The 20,110-nt window shown below is 53.7% G+C and carries 18 protein-coding genes, 1 tRNA gene and 1 pseudogene; 13 read left to right on the top strand and 7 right to left on the bottom strand.

Annotated features, from left to right (window positions below):
- Positions 1–68: 68 nt before the first annotated feature.
- Complete coding sequence (locus ACXM2N_RS06265; protein WP_458491044.1) at positions 69–1,928, top strand: DIP1281 family NlpC/P60 protein; 1,860 nt, start codon at positions 69–71, stop codon at positions 1,926–1,928.
- Between the two features lie 232 nt (positions 1,929–2,160).
- Positions 2,161–3,231 carry a ferrochelatase gene (locus ACXM2N_RS06260; RefSeq protein ID WP_458491042.1) on the top strand — a complete coding sequence of 357 codons (1,071 nt, stop codon included), beginning with the start codon at positions 2,161–2,163 and terminating at the stop codon, positions 3,229–3,231.
- 46 nt (positions 3,232–3,277) lie between these two features.
- Here the strand turns inward: ACXM2N_RS06260 and ACXM2N_RS06255 are convergent, their stop codons facing one another.
- Entirely contained in the window at positions 3,278–4,048 is a 771-nt protein-coding gene (locus ACXM2N_RS06255) for a hypothetical protein (protein ID WP_458486972.1), read from the bottom strand.
- A gap of 54 nt (positions 4,049–4,102) precedes the next feature.
- Between ACXM2N_RS06255 and ACXM2N_RS06250 the strand changes: the two genes are divergently transcribed.
- The 3 genes from ACXM2N_RS06250 to ACXM2N_RS06240 all read left to right on the top strand — a co-directional run bounded on the left by ACXM2N_RS06250 (position 4,103) and on the right by ACXM2N_RS06240 (position 6,721).
- Positions 4,103–4,945 carry a DUF3097 domain-containing protein gene (locus ACXM2N_RS06250; protein WP_458486971.1) on the top strand — a complete coding sequence of 281 codons (843 nt, stop codon included), beginning with the start codon at positions 4,103–4,105 and terminating at the stop codon, positions 4,943–4,945.
- 75 nt (positions 4,946–5,020) lie between these two features.
- Positions 5,021–5,449: an NfeD family protein gene (locus tag ACXM2N_RS06245; protein ID WP_458486969.1), complete on the top strand. Its 429-nt coding sequence runs from the start codon at positions 5,021–5,023 to the stop codon at positions 5,447–5,449.
- A gap of 3 nt (positions 5,450–5,452) precedes the next feature.
- Positions 5,453–6,721, top strand: coding sequence for an SPFH domain-containing protein (locus ACXM2N_RS06240; RefSeq protein WP_458486967.1), 1,269 nt, complete (start codon positions 5,453–5,455; stop codon positions 6,719–6,721).
- 67 nt (positions 6,722–6,788) lie between these two features.
- Here the strand turns inward: ACXM2N_RS06240 and ACXM2N_RS06235 are convergent, their stop codons facing one another.
- Together ACXM2N_RS06235 and ACXM2N_RS06230 are read right to left on the bottom strand one after the other, a co-directional pair.
- Positions 6,789–7,403, bottom strand: a complete 615-nt coding sequence (locus tag ACXM2N_RS06235) for a MarR family transcriptional regulator (RefSeq protein WP_458486965.1) — start codon at positions 7,401–7,403, stop codon at positions 6,789–6,791.
- Between the two features lie 77 nt (positions 7,404–7,480).
- Positions 7,481–8,182, bottom strand: coding sequence for a TVP38/TMEM64 family protein (locus ACXM2N_RS06230; protein ID WP_458486963.1), 702 nt, complete (start codon positions 8,180–8,182; stop codon positions 7,481–7,483).
- Positions 8,183–8,428: 246 nt separating this feature from the next.
- On the opposite strand from ACXM2N_RS06230, the gene ACXM2N_RS06225 reads away from it, so the two are divergent.
- The 3 genes from ACXM2N_RS06225 to meaB all read left to right on the top strand — a co-directional run bounded on the left by ACXM2N_RS06225 (position 8,429) and on the right by meaB (position 13,660).
- Entirely contained in the window at positions 8,429–10,237 is a 1,809-nt protein-coding gene (locus tag ACXM2N_RS06225; protein ID WP_458486961.1) for a methylmalonyl-CoA mutase family protein, read from the top strand.
- A 5-nt stretch (positions 10,238–10,242) separates the two neighbouring features.
- Complete coding sequence (gene scpA, locus ACXM2N_RS06220; RefSeq protein ID WP_458486959.1) at positions 10,243–12,447, top strand: methylmalonyl-CoA mutase; 2,205 nt, start codon at positions 10,243–10,245, stop codon at positions 12,445–12,447.
- A gap of 103 nt (positions 12,448–12,550) precedes the next feature.
- The gene (gene meaB / locus ACXM2N_RS06215) at positions 12,551–13,660 is read left to right on the top strand and encodes a methylmalonyl Co-A mutase-associated GTPase MeaB (RefSeq protein WP_458486957.1); all 1,110 of its coding nucleotides are present in this window, start codon (positions 12,551–12,553) and stop codon (positions 13,658–13,660) included.
- 123 nt (positions 13,661–13,783) lie between these two features.
- On the opposite strand, the gene ACXM2N_RS06210 is transcribed toward meaB, so the two are convergent.
- Positions 13,784–15,283: an SDR family NAD(P)-dependent oxidoreductase gene (locus ACXM2N_RS06210; protein ID WP_458486955.1), complete on the bottom strand. Its 1,500-nt coding sequence runs from the start codon at positions 15,281–15,283 to the stop codon at positions 13,784–13,786.
- A gap of 77 nt (positions 15,284–15,360) precedes the next feature.
- A tRNA-Leu gene (locus tag ACXM2N_RS06205) sits at positions 15,361–15,446 on the bottom strand.
- A 344-nt stretch (positions 15,447–15,790) separates the two neighbouring features.
- On the opposite strand from ACXM2N_RS06205, the gene ACXM2N_RS06200 reads away from it, so the two are divergent.
- The 5 genes and pseudogenes from ACXM2N_RS06200 to ACXM2N_RS06180 all read left to right on the top strand — a co-directional run bounded on the left by ACXM2N_RS06200 (position 15,791) and on the right by ACXM2N_RS06180 (position 17,675).
- On the top strand, positions 15,791–16,048 hold the full coding sequence (locus ACXM2N_RS06200) for a hypothetical protein (protein ID WP_458486953.1): 258 nt from the start codon (positions 15,791–15,793) through the stop codon (positions 16,046–16,048).
- A 12-nt stretch (positions 16,049–16,060) separates the two neighbouring features.
- A complete protein-coding gene (locus tag ACXM2N_RS06195; protein WP_458486951.1) occupies positions 16,061–16,351 on the top strand; it encodes a hypothetical protein in 291 nt (96 codons plus the stop codon).
- A 76-nt stretch (positions 16,352–16,427) separates the two neighbouring features.
- Positions 16,428–16,703, top strand: a pseudogene (locus ACXM2N_RS06190) (hypothetical protein); the annotation flags it as partial.
- Positions 16,704–16,756: 53 nt separating this feature from the next.
- A complete protein-coding gene (locus ACXM2N_RS06185; protein WP_458486949.1) occupies positions 16,757–17,293 on the top strand; it encodes a YbhB/YbcL family Raf kinase inhibitor-like protein in 537 nt (178 codons plus the stop codon).
- Positions 17,286–17,675 (top strand): hypothetical protein, encoded by a 390-nt coding sequence (locus tag ACXM2N_RS06180; RefSeq protein WP_458486947.1) that lies wholly within the window; start codon positions 17,286–17,288, stop codon positions 17,673–17,675. Before ACXM2N_RS06185 ends, ACXM2N_RS06180 begins: the two co-directional genes overlap by 8 nt.
- 66 nt (positions 17,676–17,741) lie before the next feature.
- Here ACXM2N_RS06180 and ACXM2N_RS06175 read toward each other — a convergent pair whose 3' ends face one another.
- Together ACXM2N_RS06175 and ACXM2N_RS06170 are read right to left on the bottom strand one after the other, a co-directional pair.
- Positions 17,742–18,857, bottom strand: coding sequence for a quinone-dependent dihydroorotate dehydrogenase (locus ACXM2N_RS06175; RefSeq protein ID WP_458486945.1), 1,116 nt, complete (start codon positions 18,855–18,857; stop codon positions 17,742–17,744).
- Positions 18,858–19,069: 212 nt separating this feature from the next.
- Complete coding sequence (locus ACXM2N_RS06170) at positions 19,070–20,089, bottom strand: YncE family protein (RefSeq protein WP_458486943.1); 1,020 nt, start codon at positions 20,087–20,089, stop codon at positions 19,070–19,072.
- Between the last annotated feature and the right edge of the window lie 21 nt (positions 20,090–20,110).

The raw sequence follows: 20,110 nt of genomic DNA, 5'->3' as shown, positions 1-20,110 counted from the left end.
CCATGGGGTCAGAAGACCACGGAGTTGAGGGTTACTTTCGTGTAACCGTCACCCACCCACATGCTTCGATGTGCCCGTGGGTGATTGGAGTATCTGTGCGTAGCTTTACCCTTGGGCGCAAGCGTGCCCTCTACACAACGCGCAACGCTGTTGCGTTCGCGCTGTGTACAACACTGGCGGCAAGCCATGTGACCGTTTCGGCGCAACCTTCCGCACCTGATGAGCAAGGCCAGGTGTCTGACGCCAACACCTCGGCGGGATCTTCTGAGACTTCAGTGGCGGAACTGATTGCTGCCTTGAGTGAATCTGATTCCCGTGTCGCAACACTCGAGCTTGAAATGGGGAAACTGCGGGAGGCAGTCAACAAAGCTCTGGTTGACCTTAGAGACGCACAAGCGCGCGCCGAACAGGCGCGCCAAGGAGTTTCGTCGGCACGCAAGGAGCTCGACAAAACTCAAGCCCAGATTGAGAAGGCCCAAGAGAAGCTCAACGAAATCTCGCGAGCTGCTTATCGCAATGGGGCATCTTCGCCGGGAATTGCCGGTGTCTCTGGCAACGGTAGCTCCGAGGACGCCCTAGCCCGTCGTACTTACTTGCGCATTTCCGCAGAAAAGCAACGGGAAGCTATTGATAAGCTGGATCGTCTTCGAACGCAGCAAGCTAATAAGGAATCAAAGTTACGACAAGCTCGTAATCATGCTGAGGCGCAAGAAGCTGAAGCTATCGATGCGCAGGAAAGCGCACAACGCGCCATCGACGAGAACGCTGCGCAGCTGTCAGCACAGCAGCGAGAGCACCAGTCGCTCGTTAGCCAGCGTGACAAGGCGCAGAGCGAGCTCGACTCTGTCCGTGGTCCAGCCGCTTCATCCGGATCTGAGCGTGAAGCATACGAATCTGCCCGTGCACAGCATAAGGCTAAAGAACGTGAGGCTCAGCGAGCGACGGCTACGGCTCAAGAGGCGAAGAAAGCCCAGGAGAAGGCAGAAAAGGCCGCGGACGAGGCCGCTAAACGCGTTAAGCGGGAGAACCAGCCCTCGGCTTCGCAAGCTACCTCGCAGGAAGTCGCTAATCAGGAAGCCCAGCGACAAGCGCAAGCGCAGCGTGACGCGGAAGCCGCGGCGAAATTGGCCGAGGAAGCTAGGAAGAAAGCAGAACAGGAAGCAGAGAATGAACGCAAAGCCCAAAAAGCTCGCGACGCTGCTCTAGCTACTTCATCCGCGGCGGCTGCTGCTCTCGTAGCGGTATCACAGCCTGAGCATGCCACACTGGATGATCCATATTTGAACTTGCTGTCCAGTGCCGCAGAGGCATTTGTAAATGCTGAGCGCAGTACCGGAGGGGAAGCCGGTACTGCCACTCAGCAGCCAATAGCAGCGGTTCAGAACCCTGAGGGTTCAGCGCAGGAGCCGGAGCAAGAGGGATCCGGTTTGAATCTCGACTTGGTAACCCTAGATACGAATGAGTCTGTGACCGAGGAAGTATCCAAGGTGGTGGCTAATGTTTCGTCGAATCAGAAAGTCGAAGCTGCGATCGCACGTGCCATGAGCCAGGTTGGTGTCCCATATGTGTGGGGTGGCGGCGACGCGAACGGTCCAACCCGAGGACTTAACGACGGTGGCTTGGCCGCAGCTCATGGCGATCACAAGAAGGTCGGCTTTGACTGTTCTGGTCTTGTTCTCTACGCGTTTGCCGGCGCGGGTATATCCTTGGCGCACTACACCGGTTACCAGTACAACGCTGGTAAGCACGTTAGCCCAAGCGAGATGCAACGTGGCGATTTGATCTTCTACGGACCTGGCGGATCCCAACACGTAGCAATCTACTTGGGTAACGGACAAATGATTGAAGCGCCGAACTCTGGTTCCACGGTGTCTGTCGTTCCAGTTCGTTACTCGGGAATGTCTGAATACGCCGTGCGACTGGTTTAACAAACTTGCCTAGTGAGCGACAAATGTCGTTGGTTAGGCGTTTCCCAAGGCAAACCCCAGTGCTTGCTCTGTGTTACGCACAGAACAGAGTATGTACTGGGGTTTTACCTTTGCCAGAAACGCTACGAAGCCGTTTCTGCGAGCTTCTTTGGTGCTGGCAATTATTATTGCTAATTTTATACACATGACTAATGGCGATTTCACTCGTACCACTACTGCTCAAACAGAATCCATCAACTGGAACATTGAGGACGTAGACGCGTTGCTCGTACTGTCCTTTGGTGGTCCTGAAGGAGTGGATGATGTTCGCCCATTCCTTGAGAACGTTACGGCAGGTAGGGGTATCCCGCCAGAGCGCCTAGATGAGGTTGGTGAGCACTACTACCACTTTGGCGGTAAGAGTCCTCTTAATGATCTCAATCGTGAGATCATCGCCAACATAGAGAAAGAACTTGCATCCCGCGGTCTTGAGATACCTGTCTACTTTGGCAACAGGAACTGGAAGCCATTCGCAGCTGAAGCAGCGGAACAAATGGCTAAAGACGGAGTAAAGAAGGCACTCGTTTTTGGTACTTCCTCTTGGGGAGGCTATTCAGGCTGTCGTCAGTATTCGGAAGATATTGAAGCTATGATCAAGCACCTGGCAGATAATGATCTGCCAGCGATTGACTTCTTCAAGATCCGGCAGTTCTTCGACCATCCAGACTTTATTAAAGAGAATATTGACGCAGTGGAAGATGCTTTCAAGCAGTTCGACGGCGTCGATCGCGATGATATTCGGCTCGTGTTTACCGCACACTCCATCCCGTTGGTTGCTGATAAGGCCGCGGGAATCGACGCTGATGGGCCACTATACTCCAGGCAGGTTGCTGAAGCCTCTCGTCTTGTCGCCGAGGGCGTGGGTGTTTCGGATTACGATGTTGTTTGGCAATCAGAATCCGGCAATGGTCGTATTCCTTGGCTGCGCCCAGACATTTGTGATCACACGGAGGAATTGGCTGCCAAAGGCGTCAAAAACATTTTATGCTGCAGTATTGGCTTCATCTCGGACCACATGGAAGTGGTGTGGGACCTCGACCATGAGCTAGTAGATGTAGCAACCGAGAACGGAATCAAGGTTGTTCGTTCTGAGACCGTAGGTCACCGTCCGGAGTTTGCAGAGATGGTTGTTGACCTTATGTTCGAATCTCTCGATCCAGCCACAGCAAAGCATGTGGGTACGGTGCCTTCCAAGGGGTGTTCACTCAATGGTGCGCCGTGTGAGGTTGGGTGTTGCGAACCAATGAAGCGCCCTGGCAAATAAGGTTTTACTTAGAAAAAGCGTGGTTCGGTTCATGAACCAAGCTTTTTTAGTACCGTGCCCAGTCTGCAAGCGCGTAAGCGACAGCACTCATCCGCGCATACCTGATGGGGCGCCCAAGCCCCAGTAATTCAGGGTCGATGCGGTGATCCGACATGCGATCAATGACTGTTTCCACAATCGCAGAGACACGATCCGCCCGAGCTATCAGCTTTTCCGCCCGTGCCGGCATGGCGGAAGGCAGGCCCGGAGTTTCGTAAAAATCACTCAGGGTGCCAACCGTAAGGCGAGGGTTTGTAAGCGCATCAGTGGTGTAGCCTGCGTTTTCAACGAACTGTGCGGCCTTGTTGGTGGCCTCTACCAGCATCTGGTCTGCTTCACCCGGCATCAAGAAGGGCGTTGCTGGAGCGAACCCATTCATATCAAAGATATGCCAAGACGTAGCCTTACCTTGTGGCACAGGTACGTAAATTCGGTAGCGTTTGAATTCCAGACTATGAATTACTAGGGCCCCGCCGGCGGCGACCGACGGTTGATAGGCGTCACTGTCTGGAGGAATAGCCACGGGGTCTCCTGAACCACCTAAAAGGAGAGTTATTGCTGGCTGCTTGGCGCCGGAGCTGATGAGGGGTTGGCAGTACTTTCGCATATCGCCAAGAATCTCTACAAGGCTCTCTCGGCCGCCGTGAGCAAAGTTTTCTCCACCCAACTCGGTTAAAGCGTAGTCAGCATCATCGAAGGATTCCTTGCCGTATAGCCAGGAGCCTAACCATAATGCAGTGTTCTGGAGCGGAGAGTATACGTGGTTGCGAAAATTCATAACGCGGGCAAGCCTAATCCATGAGGTCCTCGTAGCCCGTTAGGCTTAACCGTTATGAGTTTTAGTGATCCTTATGGTGGCGATATTCTTTCTGGCCATTCTCGCAATAAAAAGCCCGAGTACCCAAAGATTCCAGCTGAAAAAGACCTCGTGGTGGAAGTGTTGGCTGATGGTTTTGTAGGCGCGGTGATTAGTTTTGAGCGCACTTACGATGGCGATTTTGTACGACTCGAGGATCGTTACGGTACTGAACGGCTTTTTAAAATGCGCGAAGGTGCATTTCTTATCGACGGCCAACGGGTGACTCTCGTTCGCCACGTGCCCAAGCAGGCTCCACGTAAATCCAACTCAGGATCTCGACGCGTTGACAACGTGGTCGCCAAAGTGGCAGCGCCGTCTCGAATTTGGGTGGAGGGCGTCCATGATGCTGCAATCGTGGAAAAAATTTGGGGTCATGACCTCCGTGTAGAAGGCGTTGTCGTGGAATACCTGGAGGGGCTGGACAATCTGGAGGCGCGCCTTAAGGAATTCAAACCCGAGCCAGGGCGCAGAGTGGGAGTTTTGGCAGATCACCTAGTTACTGGATCTAAGGAAATGCGACTAACGCAATCTGTTGGGCCCAACGTATTGGTCACAGGTCACCCCTATATTGATATCTGGGCTGCAGTTAAACCAGAGCGAGTGGGGATCTCAGCGTGGCCCGAAGTGCCGTACGGAGAAGACTGGAAAACCGGGGTTTGCCGGCGCGTAGGGTGGTCCGATCCAAAGGAAGGATGGAATAGGGTATATCGCGCAGTTAACTCCTTCCGCGACGTGGATTCCACGCTCATTGGTGCTGTAGAACGCCTAGTAGATTTCGTGACAACACCTGAATTAAGTAAGGAAGACCTTCTGTAGGCGAGTTGGGCTTTCCGCACACAATATTGTTAGGAGCTAATGAAAAACTAAGCCAGTTTCACTAAGGTGGGATTCGTGGGAGCTTTAGTTTGGTTAATCGCAGCATTCGCCTTGGCGGGTGCTGAACTCTTCGTGGGTGAAATGACTCTACTCATGCTCGCTGGTGGCGCTGTGGCAGCAGCGGGATTAGGCCTAGTTGGCTTACCACTGTGGGCGGAAATAGCGGTATTTACAGTCGTGAGCCTCGGCTTGCTGGTTTTGGTAAAGCCTGCGTTAAAAAAGAAGATGATGAATCCGCCCACGTACGATGAATCACCTAAGGCCCTAGTTGGATCGTATGCAGTAGTGGTAGAGGATGTGAACGCCCACGAGGGTATGGTCCGTCTTGACGGAAGCTTGTGGTCCGCCCGCGCCATGCTCGAATCAAAAGTCTTCCACGAAGGGGAGAGGGTCCAAGTCATCAACATCGATGGCACGACAGCAGTCGTGTGGAAAGAAAACTAACGTATGACTTCACTCATTTTTCTAATGATACTGGTGCTCTTTGTAGCCACCGTAGTAATTAAATCAATCGCGCTTATTCCTCAAGGCGAGGCTGCGGTCATTGAGCGACTGGGCCGCTACACCCGAACGGTCTCGGGAGGCCTTACATTCCTTATTCCATTCGTTGACCGAGTGCGAGCCAAAGTAGATACTCGTGAACGAGTTGTCTCCTTTCCGCCACAGGCGGTTATTACTCAAGATAACTTGACCGTCGCAATTGACATCGTCGTTACTTTCCAGATCAACGAGGCCGAAAAGGCCATCTACGGCGTGGATAACTACATCGTGGGCGTTGAGCAGATTTCGGTGGCAACCCTTCGTGACGTAGTGGGCGGTATGACGTTGGAGGAAACTCTGACTTCCCGTGATGTCATTAACCGTCGTCTCCGCGGAGAACTCGACGCCGCTACTACTAAGTGGGGTCTTCGCATTGCCCGCGTGGAGCTCAAAGCGATTGATCCGCCACCATCCATCCAGCAGTCTATGGAAATGCAAATGAAGGCAGATCGTGAAAAACGAGCCATGATCCTGACTGCTGAGGGACGTCGCGAATCAGATATCCGTACCGCGGAAGGTGAACGCCAAGCTAAGATTTTGCAGGCGGAGGGTGAGAAGCACGCGTCCATCCTCGCAGCGGAAGCAGAGCGCCAAGCAACCATTCTTCGCGCTGAAGGCGAGCGTGCCGCTAAGTACCTTGCAGCTCAGGGCGAGGCTCGCGCCATTCAAAAGGTGAACGCTGCGATCCGCTCGTCCAAGATCACTCCAGAAGTATTGGCCTACCAATACCTTGAAAAGCTACCGAAGATGGCTGAGGGCCAGGCTTCCACCATGTGGATGATTCCAAGCCAGTTTGGCGATTCCCTTGAAGAGTTCGCCCGTGCACTCGCCAAGAAGGGTGACGACGGCGTGTTCCGCTACGAGCCAGCTGACGTGGATGAATCCGACCACGAAGTTCTGAATAAGGATGAAGGAGAAGACTGGTTCAATACGGAATCGAATCCGGAAATCCAAGCCGCTGTTGCCGCAGCTAACGCCGTAGCAAATCAGCCAGTTGAGGATCCAATGGATGTAGCAAAGGCCAAAGCTAAGCAACAGAGCTCGTCCACTGAGCCAGCGGGCATCCCAGAGCAAAAACAGATCGCGGCCGAGCGTGAACCGTCGCCCATTAATGAAGAGTTGATGAGTGACGCAGACAAATCTATTGCCCAGCCGAATCCATACGAGCAGCAGTAGATCAGGAATACTCTTGTACAAGTAAGTGCCCGAGGTGCGAACTCACCTCGGGCACTTCCTTTCGTATTCACGATTCCACGCGTGAAACCCGTCGCAGCAGGCTGATGGCCAGATGGTAACCAGCTAGTTCCGCTTGCCACCCAGCTGCTTGGAGGCGCTGACTCATAGCTTGTTTGGAAATGCCGAGTTCTTGGGCCGCCTCATTCTGATTGAGACCTGAACGAACCAGAGACGTAGCTTCTCTTCCCTCCGCAGTGCGCTTAGCTAGTATGTGGGAGATCATCGTGAACACAGATTGAATATCGTTTCCCCAACCTACATTTTTACGATTGTTGATCTTTACCCCAGCCTTGACGGAACCGGATCGTGCGTGTGCCCCTAAGGTGCTGGCAGCGAATTTGAAGGCTTTTTCCGTCACCACGTCTTCCTCGTCCAGAAGGGTATCTGTTGCTTCGTCGTCGATAAAAACAACACAAGCAACTGCCCAATCGCCTGCAGATAAAAGAGCCATGATGGTATCGCAGACGCCTTGGGGGGTTTCGATAGCGGCTACGATTTCCTCTACGCCGATAACTTCGAAGTTGCCACCACCTGGAAGTGTTGATAAAGCTTCAGCAGATTTCTGGACAAACTCGGCTCGACGACGTGCGCGACCGCGGTAACGAGCTTGAACTACGAACATTCCTGAAAAGCCTCTTTCTATGGCGTTATTGCAGAGCTGAAGGTGGTTCCTCAACCATAACCCATGATAACCATAGTCTACTGTTCATCCTTGACTGGCAGTTTCGTGTCGAGTGCCAACCCTCCGAAGCCGATGACCATGAGTACCAAGGCGGAGACGATGTAGAAGGGATCCGTGTCTCCGGTCAGTGTGTTGCCCAGTAGAACGGTAGCGATTGTGCCGGGTGCGGAGCCTACAAGCGTGGCAACGGTGAAGCCGATTAATGGAACGCTTGTTAAAGCGGCAACGTAATTCAAAATTGAGAAAGGTACAGCCGCGATCATGCGCAGCGAAGTGATAGCTAACCAACCGCGTTCACGTAAACGGTGGTTAATTCTGGCGACCGCAGGATGAGTTAATCGTGGCGCCATCCAGTCGCCTAGGAAGTGACGGATGATCGTCAGTGAGATAGCTGCTGACACCGTCGTGGCCATCAGTGCAATGAAGATGCCTAACAGGGGGCCAAATAGCACCCCGGAACTAAGTGTTAGAAGTGTCCGGGGAATGGGAAATTGGGTGATCAGTACGTAAAGCACCGTGAATATCACCGGGAAAACCGGCCCCAGTTCATCTGACCAGTATCGAAACTGTTGAAGTGATGGTATATCAACGAACAAGGTTGTTAGGACAAATGCGATTAGCGTGCATGTGACCAATAGCTTTTTACCTAGATTCCACCCCTTTATGGCACTTATCACATCGCCAAATAGGCGCAGAAAGAAATCAAATACGCTGCTCACGGTTAATAACTTTAGTATCGGTGAAATCCTTTGCGAACATCGGCTCGAAGCAACGGTAAAAACAGGGAGTGGGGACTAGTATTAGTAGCGTTGTGAGGTTTCTGTCGGGCTAGCCAATTTGGGTTAGCCGAATGATTACCAAGCTAACAGAATAACTGATAACTTCTGGCGCTCTTTTTGCTTACTTTTTGCTTCCATGCAGTCTGCGACGAGAGTGTCACCAATGCGAGGGGAGTGGGTTAACTCGTGAGTGATGCACGAACTGACCTAACCGAAGATTTCTCCGCGCGACAGGAATCCTGGTACAAGGCTGTCGCCGGAGTTTTCGCGCGCGTAACCAAAAAGGATGTCGCGGATATTCCGCTTGACGTCTGGCGCAAGCTGATTAAGACCACGTACGACGGCATTGACGTCAATCCGCTATATACCCGCGAGGATGAGTTCGCTGAGGCATCTGTTCCAGGTGAGTTCCCATTCACTCGCGGACTAAAGGGTGCTGGCGAGAATGAAAAGCCTGGTTGGGGAGTAACCGAGTCATTCGGCCCAAGTGCTTCCAATGAGGAAGTTCTCACCGCTCTCGAGAACGGCACCACCGACCTCGTTATTTATGGCAATGAAGGCCTAGAGGAGCTTCTCAAGGGCGTGTACCTTGAGATGGCTCCAGTTCGCCTAAACGCAGGTAGTGCTACCAAGGATGTGGCCGAGAAGCTCTTCGCGCTTATCGACGCATCCGGCAAGGCTCCAGCTCGCGCCGAGCTCGGCGCGTCCCCACTGTCTTCCGCGGTGGATGGTTCCGCCACAGTAGATCTCTCTACAGCGGTTGAGTTGGCAAAGGCTTCTTCGGAGCGTGAGAATACCCGCGCAATTCTGGTGGATGCCGTTTCATTCTCTAACCAAGGTGCATCTGATGCTGAGGAAATCGGCCTCGCTCTCGCTGCTGGTGTTGAGTACCTGCGTGAGCTGACCGACGCTGGCCTTTCAGTTGAGCAGGCCCTGGATCAGTTGTCGTTCCGCTACGCAGTCACGGATGATCAGTTCGGTCAGATTGCTAAGCTGCGTGCAGCCCGCACTCTTTGGGCCCGCGTCGCGGAGGTCGTTGGCGCTCCAGAGCATGGCTCTGCTCCTCAGCACGCTCTTACTGCCCCAGTAATGTTCTCCCAGCGCGATCCTTGGGTAAATATGCTCCGCAACACCGTTGCTGCTTTTGCTGGTGGCGTCGGTGGTGCAACTGACGTCGAGGTTCTCGTTTTTGACTGGGCGATTTCTGGCGGTCTGCCAAACGTTTCTCGCAAGTTCGCCCACCGTATCTCCCGCAATACCAACCTCTTGCTGCTGGAAGAGTCTCACCTCGGCCATGTAGTCGATCCTGCGGGTGGCTCCTACTACGTAGAAGACCTGACCGGCAAGGTTGCGGAGAAGGCATGGGCTGTATTCACCGACATCGAGTCCAAGGGTGGCTTCACTGCCGCTGTGGAGTCTGGTGCGGTAAAGGCTCTGCTGGATGAGACCCATGAGGCTGTCCGTAACGATATTGCCCACAGGGTAAAGCAGCTCACCGCTATCAACGAGTTCCCGAATCTTGCGGAAGCTCCGCTGCCTGCTGATCTGCGGGTTGAGCCAAGCAACGTTCGTCGTTGGGCAGCTGAATTTGAGGCTCTGCGTAATCGTTCTGACGCTTTCCTTGAGGTTAAGGGTAAGCGCCCTCAGATTGCTCTGATTCCACTTGGCCCACTGGCAAAGCACAATGTGCGCACCGGTTTCGCAACCAATTTGCTGGCAACTGGTGGTATTGAAGCACTGAACCCAGGTCAGGTTACTCCTGGTACTGAAGAATTTAAGCAAGCCGCTGAAGCCTCCAAGATCGTTGTCGTATGTGGCACCGACCAGGAGTACGCGGCTTCCGGTGCTGAAGCCGTTGCAGCTCTGCGTGACGCAGGTGTTGAGGAAATCCTTCTCGCTGGTGCACCTGGCACGGTAGACGTTGATGGCTACCTGAACCTCAAGATCGATGCGGCGAAGACCCTTTCCGAGCTGCTCGAGAAGTTGGGAGCATAATAAAAATGACTACTATTCCAAATTTCGCTGATGTCGCTGTTTCTACTGAAACTGCGTCAGTAGGAGAAGCTAACAACCTGCGTGAGCAGGTGTGGAGCACTCCTGAAGGAATTGACGTCTCCCGCGTCTTCACTCGCGGTGATCGCAACGACAACGTCGATGCCGGTCAGCTGGATTCCTTCCCAGGTATGGCCCCCTTCATGCGTGGCCCATACCCAACCATGTACACCAACCAGCCTTGGACCATTCGCCAGTACGCAGGTTTCTCCACTGCAGCTGAGTCCAACGCGTTCTACCGTCGTAACCTTGCCGCCGGCCAAAAGGGCCTGTCGGTCGCATTCGACCTCGCAACCCACCGTGGTTACGATTCCGACAACGAGCGCGTAACAGGCGACGTCGGTATGGCTGGTGTAGCCATCGACTCCATCCTCGATATGCGTCAGCTGTTCGAGGGCATCGACTTGGGTAGTGTTTCCGTTTCGATGACCATGAACGGTGCAGTTCTGCCAATTCTGGCGCTCTACATCGTTGCCGCTGAAGAGCAGGGTGTAGCTCCTGAGCAGCTGGCCGGAACCATTCAGAACGATATTCTGAAGGAGTTCATGGTTCGTAACACTTACATCTATCCGCCAAAGCCTTCGATGCGAATCATCTCCAATATCTTCGAGTACACCTCTCTGAAGATGCCACGATTCAACTCGATCTCTATCTCTGGCTACCACATTCAGGAAGCCGGTGCTACCGCGGACCTCGAGCTCGCCTACACGCTGGCTGACGGTATTGAGTACATCCGTGCTGGTAAGGAAGTTGGATTGGACGTCGACAAGTTCGCGCCGCGTCTGTCCTTCTTCTGGGGCATTTCCATGAACACGTTTATGGAAATCGCAAAGCTACGTGCCGGCCGTCTTCTGTGGAGTGAGCTGGTTGCTAAGTTCGATCCAAAGAACCCTAAGTCCCAGTCTTTGCGTACTCACTCCCAGACTTCTGGTTGGTCCCTAACGGCGCAGGATGTTTACAACAACGTTCCTCGTACAGCCATTGAGGCGATGGGAGCCACCCAGGGCCACACCCAGTCTCTGCACACCAATGCACTGGACGAGGCACTCGCACTGCCAACTGACTTCTCTGCTCGTATTGCACGTAACACCCAGCTGTTGCTTCAGCAGGAGTCCGGCACCGTACGCCCAGTCGATCCTTGGGCAGGTTCCTACTACATCGAGTGGTTGACTCAAGAGCTCGCTGATCGTGCTCGCAAGCACATCGACGAGGTCGAGGCTGCAGGCGGTATGGCACAGGCAACCATCGAGGGCATTCCGAAGCTGCGCATCGAGGAGTCGGCTGCACGTACTCAGGCTCGTATTGACTCGGGCCGCCAGGCACTCATCGGCGTTAACAAGTACGTCGTTGAGGAGGACGAGCAGATTGAAGTTCTCAAGGTTGAGAACTCCAAAGTTCGTGCAGAACAGATCGCTAAACTTGAGCAGCTGCGCGCTGAGCGCGATGAGGAAGCAGTTCAGGCAGCCTTGAAGGCTCTGACCGAGGCTGCACGCCTTGAGAACAAGGAACCAGGAAACCTTGAGCAGAACCTTCTCAAGCTTTCCGTTGATGCTGCTCGTGCTAAGGCTACTGTTGGTGAAATCTCTGACGCTCTAGAAGAGGTCTTTGGTCGCCACGAAGCTGAAATCCGCACCTTGTCCGGTGTTTACAAGGACGAGATTGGTAAGGAAGGCACCGTGAATAACGTTGAGAAGGCAATCGCACTTGCCGATGCTTTCGAGGCTGAAGAGGGTCGCCGTCCACGTATCTTCATTGCGAAGATGGGCCAGGACGGTCACGACCGTGGACAGAAGGTTGTCGCCTCTGGCTATGCGGACCTCGGCATGGACGTCGATGTCGGACCTCTGTTCCAAACCCCAGCTGAGGCAGCTCAGGCTGCTGTTGACGCCGACGTACACATGGTTGGCGTATCTTCCCTCGCCGCAGGCCACCTCTACTTGGTACCTGCTCTGAAGGAAGAGCTGGCTAAGCTTGGCCGCGAAGACATTCTGATCACCGTTGGTGGCGTTATCCCACCTGGAGATTTCCAGGAGCTTTACGATGCTGGCGCTGCAGCGATCTACCCACCAGGATCCGTCATTGCTGAATCTGCAATTGACTGCATCCAGAAGATTGCAGCAAACCTCGGTATCGATCTCAACGTTGAAGACTAGTCTTCTAGTGCTTTGACACCTACAACACCGGCCACAGGTTTTCCTTGCGGCCGGTGTTGCCATAATTCTGATTTTCTTTATTTCTTTTAGGTGATGACTTCCCATGGCAGAGAACAACTTCCTTGAACACTCACTGGGCTCCTTAATTACTACCTCCGGTACCGATCTCGGCGATGCCACTGCGGTAAAGCCTGAGGTAGTGAAACGCGTTCGTCAGCGTATCGATGTTGATGCCCTGTTTGAGGGAGTGCGATCCCACAATCGCACCATGATGTCTAAGGCCATCACGCTCTTGGAATCCACTGCACCTGCTCACCGGGTTTTGGCTCAGGAGTTATTGGTCAGGCTTCTCCCGTTCAGCGGAAAAGCACTGCGAGTAGGCATTACCGGTGTTCCAGGCGTGGGCAAGTCAACTTTTATTGAAGCGGTTGGCATGAAGTTAATCAAGGAAGGACATAAGGTGGCTGTGTTGGCCATTGATCCTTCTTCTTCCCGCACCCGCGGTTCAATTCTTGGTGACAAGACCCGCATGGCTAAGCTCTCCCGTGAACCTAATGCGTTCATCCGCCCTTCGCCTTCAGCGGGCACCCTGGGTGGTGTAGCAAAAGCTACACGTGAATCCATGGTTGTGTTCGAAGCTGCTGGTTATGACGTAATTCTGGTGGAAACAGTAGGTGTCGGCCAAAATGAGGTTGCAGTCTCTCAGATGGTCGATACATTTACCTTCCTAGCCCTTGCCGGCGCTGGTGACCAGCTTCAGGGCATTAAGAAGGGCGTCCTGGAGATGGCTGATCTTGTGGCCATCAATAAGGCTGATGGTCCTAACGAAAAACCAGCTAAACGGGCTGCTCGCGAATTGGCTGCAGCTATGCGCATGGTGCGGGCCGAGAACGCTGACTGGCACCCGCCAACAATCACCATGTCTGCAGTGGAGGGGCACGGTGTAGATGAGTTTTGGGACATCGTGGAGAAGCACCATGAGGCAATGGTTGCTTCGGGAAGTTTTGAGCGCACACGCCGCGAACAGCAGGTTCAATGGATGTGGTCCATGGTTCACGAAACCTTGTTGCAGCGTCTCAACGGTGATCCGGATGTCATTGCGACCCGCAAACTTGTAGAGTCGCAACTGCGCGATGCGCAGATCACGCCGACACTAGCTGCGCAGCGTATTCTTAACGCGTTTGATAAGGTCGAAGGCCAGAATGAGGCATAATTAATCTCATAACTAGTCCCTAAGCACGCCCAACTGTGTGCTTAGGGGCTCTCTGCGTCTTAGCTGGGTATCCGGCAGTAGACCCACGTTCCAATCTACAGTGGCGCCCAAAGGGGTTAACCATCACCACGGGTGAGGGCGATAGTCTTTGAGGAAACATCCGTACAAATCTACGCCGTTTTCGCCCTGAACAATTGGGTCGTACACCCGTGCCGCACCATCCACTAGGTCTAGTGGGGCCTTGAAGCCCTCTGCAGCGAGGCGTTGTTTGGTACCGTGCGGACGCTCATCGGTAATCCATCCAGTATCAACACTAGTAACTAGGACCCCGTGTTCGAACATTTCCGTGGCGGTAGTTCTCGTAAGCATGTTGAGAGCTGCTTTGGCCATGTTGGTGTGTGGGTGACCGGGACCCTTATACCCGCGGCCGAATACTCCCTCCATCGCGGAAACGTTGACCACGTATTTACGGCGGGCTTCGGCGGTGACTAGAGCTGGGCGAAGACGGTTGAACAGAATAAATGGAGCAGTGGCATTGCAAAGTTGAACTTCGAGCATTTCTACCGGATCGATTTCACCTACTTTTGCCACCCACGAATTATGGTCAACCGTGTCTGGGATTAGGCCACCGGCGTCAATGCCTAGTGCATCGCTGCCAGCCTCTAATGCCATGCTCGCAATCTCCTGGGCAGTTTTCGGGGAGCTGCCTACTCTAGCTGAATCTTCATTGTGCAGCGCGAGTGTGTATTGGGTTCCGATAGCCTCTGGGTGCTGGTGTGCTGTGTTTCCTAGCACAAGCATCGGAACATCGTTCTGTGACCCGGTTAGGGGTTCAGCCTCGGCTCGAACGAGGTGTGTGTAGGCTCCGGAAGTCCGACGCACTGTTTGGGCTGCGTTGTTGATCAATATGTCCAAAGGTTTCTCGGCTACAGCGTCAGCGAGTTCAACCACTCGTTGTGGGTTGCGCAAGTCAATGCCTACCACGTGGAGACGGTCAATCCAGTCCTCATGATCAGGAACTGCAGTGAAGCGTCGGACGGCATCTTTTGGGAACCGCGTCGTGATAGTGAGATCGGCGCCATCGCGTAGAAGCTTCAAAGCTATGTACATGCCAATTTTTGCTCGGCCGCCGGTAAGGAGGGCTCGTCTTCCCGTGAGATTGACGCGTGCGTTTCGGCGTTGCCGGTTATCCTGTGCGCAGTCGGGACAAAGCTGATGATGGAAGCTGTCGATGAGTGTGTATGGTTTTTTGCACACGTAGCAATTGTGGGGACGCCTGAGTTTTCCTGCAAAGCCATGAGGAGTGGCCACTGCACCGACTTCTAAGGAAACTGGCTTTTGTCCTGCTGGAGCGATGAGCAATCCATTGGTTTCGTCGTCCACCCGGCGCGGGTTAGCTGTTGCCGTTGCGGCTAGAACATCAGCGTCTTTCTGACGACGCCTTTGCTTGGCCTCTTTACGCCGAGTTTTCTTTACTTCCTTGAACATCTTAGATACGCCAGCTTGTAATGCACGGGCATCGGGATGAGAAGGGGATAAATGCCCCGCTTGGTCTAGCACTTTGAGTGCGATAGCTAGATCTGCTTTGGTGATCGGAGAAGGCGTAGTGTTCTGCTCGTCCATTGTGCAAATCCTTGCGGGGTAGAAGTGGCTATGGTACGACGAAAGGCCCTAACCTTTGGTTAGGACCTTTACTTCTGTGCCCGAGGGGGGACTTGAACCCCCACGTCCATTAGTAGGACACTAGCACCTCAAGCTAGCGCGTCTGCCATTCCGCCACCCGGGCCGGGTGTTCTAAGCCGTTCGGCTTGGACTTGAATAACTATAAGTGTTGCGGTCTTCTCAATGCAAATCAGCAGGAAAACGCCCCTTTTTAATAGCTTTTCAGGGTGAGAGCACCGCTGTTATCGGATGCCTCTGCGCGCTCGTTGTGGGGCATTCTCATGTGATTTTCTAAATCCGCTAAACAATTAAGGTGGAAAACGTGTTAGAGCCTGCACACAGAATGATTACCTAGCGGTGGTTTATCCCCAGCAATCCACCAGATGGGCGCGACAGTATTTCGCCCCAAAGCTGGAAATCCGAAGAGGCTTCAAGGTGGGACGCCAAGAAGGCGTACCCTTAGCCATTGTGCTCCAAGATGTGACCATTGCACTTGGTGATGCTGTGGCGTCTTTTGGTGCTCTGGTCATCGGCAGAGTGATCGATGATCTCATCCACGGCGACGTTGTTGCCGCCGTGGTTATGATCTTGGTCTTCTCAGTCATTCTGGCCTTTCAGTTCCTTGCGGAAGCCACGCCAGATGGTTTTCAAAGCTATGGATATGCGCGCGTTGTCCATACCACCGAGCGCGTGCTGGCTAAAGGCGCTGGCAAAATGTCGCCGTGAACGGTGTTGAATATGGTCGGTGCGGATGTGGAGACCGTCGTGAAGTCCAGTAGCGATGGTTGGGTACGTCGCCGGGGCTGTCGTCTGGCTATGGTGATCTCGCCGTGGATCGCGCTCATGGTGCCGCTGGGCGGCACCGTAGTAGCTGCGGCCGCATGGTTGACCGCTAAACCTTTCACCAAGGTTTCTGGGCGGCGTCGTCAAGCGGAAGTTGACGTCGCGTCCCTAGCCGCCGATGTGGCCCAGGGTTCCCGCGTAGTGAAGGGGGCTTGGCGCCGGGGAGGTCACTACTGCACGGTTTAACCAGTTCACAGAGAACGTATTGATCTTCCTTCTGCGCGACAGCAGAATCCACGGTGTGGTGGCCCTCGTTCGAGCGCCGGAGGTAAGACACCAGAAGGCCTTGGCACGCGTTGTACTTAGCCGGCTGCCGATGCTGATTCTTGATGAGGCGACCGCTGAAGCAGGTTCTTTTGTAACGGTCACGCTGGAGAAGGCAGCTACTAAAGTCACGGAGGCCATGACCGCTTTGGTTGGTGCTCACCGCTTAGAGTGAGCAATGACTGCCGATCGCAACCTAGTGATGGATCAAGGTGCCCTCGTTGAAGATGGAAACCATGATGTGCTGATGGCTCAGCATGGGAGATATGCGTAACTCTTCACAGTATGAAGTGGCAGTGGTCACATAAATCGGGTAGAAAAGTAATCATGACTTTCTACAATTCTGACAAGTTTCCAGGTCCTGATCCTTACGCACCATTGAAGGATCTCCCTACCTTCGATCTCACTTCAACTGACCTTCAGAATGGCCAGAAGATTGCAGAAGACCACGTTGCACCTCACAACGTTTCTCCTCACCTGAAATGGGACAATTTGCCTGAGGGGACCAAATCCATTGCAGTAACCTGTTTAGATCCCGATGCCCCAACTGGATCTGGATATTGGCACTGGGCTGCTTTCAACATTCCAGCTTCCGTTACCGAGCTGCCCACCGGCGCCGGTGACGAGACCTTGGGTGGCATTGCAGGCGCCGTCACCCTCAAAGGCGATTCAGGGGCACGCGCATACTACGGCCCGCAGCCACCAGAGGGACACGGCCCTCACCGCTACTTGTTCGCCGTCCACGCTGTGGATGTAGAGAAGCTGGACATCCCTGACGACGCCACCCCAACAGTCCTAGGCTTTAACCTGTACTTCCATTCCCTGGCACGCACCATTCTGTGGGGTTGGTACGAGAATGAGTAACCGCAGGGATGCGGAAGTTCCCGTGCACATCCCTGTGGGATTGCGAGTGGGCGGTGCCTTCATTGCCATTGGCGTAGTACTGTTTATTTTTGCCGCTATTGAGGTAATGAGAAGTGGCTTTATGAGCTTTTTTACCGTAGACGTCCGCTTCATCATGATCGTCGTTGCCGCGGCTGTGCTAGGTGCATTTGCCACTATTAATCGCAATCAGGAAGCGAGCAAAGTTCAAGTCGTTGCTCTGATTGCTGCCTTCGTTCTTGCAATTGGCTCTCGTTTTGTTCCCAACGAGCCCGTTACGGAAATCCAGCATTGGTGGCTGATGGCTTACGCGGGACTTGCTTTCATCTGCGGTCTGGTGATCCGCAAAGCCTACACTAGATAAAGTTAGGCCATTAAGACGCCCTCCATGCTTCAGCATGGAGGGCGTTTGAATTGAAAAACGTGGCTCTTAGTCCAGAGTCCACGGCAGTTGTGAACCTACAGCTTGGGAAATATTGCTGAGGTTGTGCGCACGCAGCTGCTGAGCAATTCCTATGTGGATGTCACGTATCCAGTCAGGACCACCGTAGATGAGGGCAGTGTATCCCTGTAGGAGGGTCGCTCCAGCAGCAATACGTTCCCAAGCTTGTTGCGGTGTGGAAATTCCACCAACGCCAACCAAGACGATGCCTTTGTCTCCAACTCGGGTATGCAGCCTCTTAAGAACCTCGAGCGCACGATCATGAACAGGTGCACCCGATATGCCGCCAGCGCCCATGCGTTTTACTTCACTCGCATCGGTTTTCAGCCCTTCGCGGGAAATAGTGGTATTGGTGGCGACGATACCTGCCAGTCCTAGCTCTACGGCTAGGTCCGCTACATCGTCAATGTCTTCGTTGGAGAGATCGGGAGCGATCTTGACAAGAACCGGGGTATCTGTTGCTTCCTGAACAGCAGCGAGGATTGGCCTTAGGGAATCCACCGCCTGGAGATCACGAAGTCCGGGGGTGTTCGGGGAGGAAACATTCACAACCAAGTAGTTAGCAAGGTTGCCGAGCAGCGATGCTGACTTGCGGTAGTCGGCCACAGCCTCGTTAGCTGGGGTGACCTTAGTTTTGCCAATGTTGATACCAATAATGTCCTGGGACTTCCTGCCTTTGAGGTTCTCAGCCACCACCGCAGCGCCGGCATTGTTGAAACCCATGCGGTTCAGGATCGCCTTGTCTGCAGGCAAGCGGAATAGGCGAGGCTGCTCGTTACCCGGTTGGCCTTCGGCAGTCACGGTGCCCAGTTCGGCGTAACCAAAGCCCACTGCAGTCCAGGCATCGGGTGCTGCACCATTCTTATCAAAGCCAGCTGCGAGGCCTAGTGGTCGCGGGAACGTGACTCCAAAAACTTCCTGGGAAAGGATCGGATCGTGTACGGCGACTACTTTGGATAGAGCGCGGTTTACAGCAGTTGCCTTCTGCAGCCCGCCCAAACCTTTGTTGATGATGGTGTGGATTTGTTCGGGATCCAACTTAAACATCACTTTGAGAAGGCCTTGGTAACCTTTTATGCGGATGTCGCGGAAATCTGGTGCCATGTGGATTTCGCCTTTACTTTTCAAGTTTTGTTTATCAGATAAGGACTTTACACGCCGTAGCGGGAGTGTTTGCGGTTGTTAGCGCCTGTTTTGTTCTCCACGGCTGAAACAACGGTTGGCCATCACGCCTACTAGCACCAGGCGGCGCCGATATCGCCCCTGAAAAGGCGCAACGCCGCTCATCATGAGCGGCGTTGCGGCAATTGCGGTTTCTACTTGATCACTTGCAGTCCGTCGCCACTTGCAGCGGCGAGGACCTTGGAGCCATCAGGCATGACGGCGACGCTTCGAACGTTGGCGATCGTATTAAAGCGTTCGGTTTCCGTCATGGAAGATGCTGCCACGTCCCATCCGACTAACTGGTTTTCAGCCGTTGAGGCAACCCAAGCTGTGCGGTTTTCAGAATCCCACGCAACTCCCCACGGGCTTTCATCTACAGGGACTGTTTTCTGGAGACGGACGACGTCATCAGCAAAGTAAATCATCAGCTGGCTTCCCAGCGTGTCAGTTGCAAGAGCCATTCCCTTTTCAGCAGGCGCAATATGGCCTACACCCATGCCCACGCGAAGAATCGCGCCGGCTTCCGGTTCTTTCCATTTTAAGTCTTGAATGATGGTGTACCGAGAATTGGTGCGCAGGACGGCATCTTCTCTCCCGTCAACGGGGACTGCAATCATCTCGGTGCTGTCATACTCTGTAGAGAATTCCTTCTCTTCGCCGTTGTGGATCCGCAGAGCGCGTTTATCATCCTTCACGCCTGCAATGATGGTTCCGTCAGAAGTTTTTACGGCGGTAGAAACATCCTCAGAGGTGGGGATTACTTCTCTTTCGGTTCCGCTACTTGCCTCGAAAATGTGCACGCCGTCAGGGCAGGCGAGCACAAACTCATCGGTTGTAGCTGTCACATCGCCACATTCACCGTTGATGTTGTTTACCTGTACGTCACCTGATGTGAAGGCATCAAGGGTTCCAACTACTAGGTGTTCCCCGCTGCGTACCGCGAGTGTTTCGCCAGCACGCTCCATATCCGACACCTTCGCATAAGCTTCATCGAGTTCAATCACTTTACCGGCAGGATCGGTTGCCGCCGGTGAAGAAACAGCCTGGGCGCTTCCCATTGAGCTTTCATCCATGTCAGAAGTGGTAGGGCCTTGACATGCCACCAGAGTGGCTGCACAACCTAAACCAGCGATAGAAACCAGAGACTTCTTCATCAAACGCGCGCTATTCACATTTGAAAACACTACCAGCCA

The organism is Corynebacterium sp. ZY180755 (assembly GCF_054331495.1).
The sequence above is the reverse complement of the archived record's forward strand: the minus strand, read 5'-3'. Positions and strand labels throughout refer to the sequence as shown.

Coding starts and splice junctions, on each gene's coding strand:
- ACXM2N_RS06175 (WP_458486945.1), bottom strand. CDS start 18,857: ATGGCACCAGATTTCCGCGACATCCGCATAAAAGGTTACCAAGGCCTT.
- ACXM2N_RS06250 (WP_458486971.1), top strand. CDS start 4,103: ATGAGTTTTAGTGATCCTTATGGTGGCGATATTCTTTCTGGCCATTCT.
- ACXM2N_RS06265 (WP_458491044.1), top strand. CDS start 69: ATGTGCCCGTGGGTGATTGGAGTATCTGTGCGTAGCTTTACCCTTGGG.
- ACXM2N_RS06180 (WP_458486947.1), top strand. CDS start 17,286: ATGAGTAACCGCAGGGATGCGGAAGTTCCCGTGCACATCCCTGTGGGA.
- ACXM2N_RS06255 (WP_458486972.1), bottom strand. CDS start 4,048: ATGAATTTTCGCAACCACGTATACTCTCCGCTCCAGAACACTGCATTA.
- ACXM2N_RS06185 (WP_458486949.1), top strand. CDS start 16,757: ATGACTTTCTACAATTCTGACAAGTTTCCAGGTCCTGATCCTTACGCA.
- ACXM2N_RS06210 (WP_458486955.1), bottom strand. CDS start 15,283: ATGGACGAGCAGAACACTACGCCTTCTCCGATCACCAAAGCAGATCTA.
- meaB (WP_458486957.1), top strand. CDS start 12,551: ATGGCAGAGAACAACTTCCTTGAACACTCACTGGGCTCCTTAATTACT.
- ACXM2N_RS06240 (WP_458486967.1), top strand. CDS start 5,453: ATGACTTCACTCATTTTTCTAATGATACTGGTGCTCTTTGTAGCCACC.
- scpA (WP_458486959.1), top strand. CDS start 10,243: ATGACTACTATTCCAAATTTCGCTGATGTCGCTGTTTCTACTGAAACT.
- ACXM2N_RS06195 (WP_458486951.1), top strand. CDS start 16,061: ATGGTCGGTGCGGATGTGGAGACCGTCGTGAAGTCCAGTAGCGATGGT.
- ACXM2N_RS06235 (WP_458486965.1), bottom strand. CDS start 7,403: ATGTTCGTAGTTCAAGCTCGTTACCGCGGTCGCGCACGTCGTCGAGCC.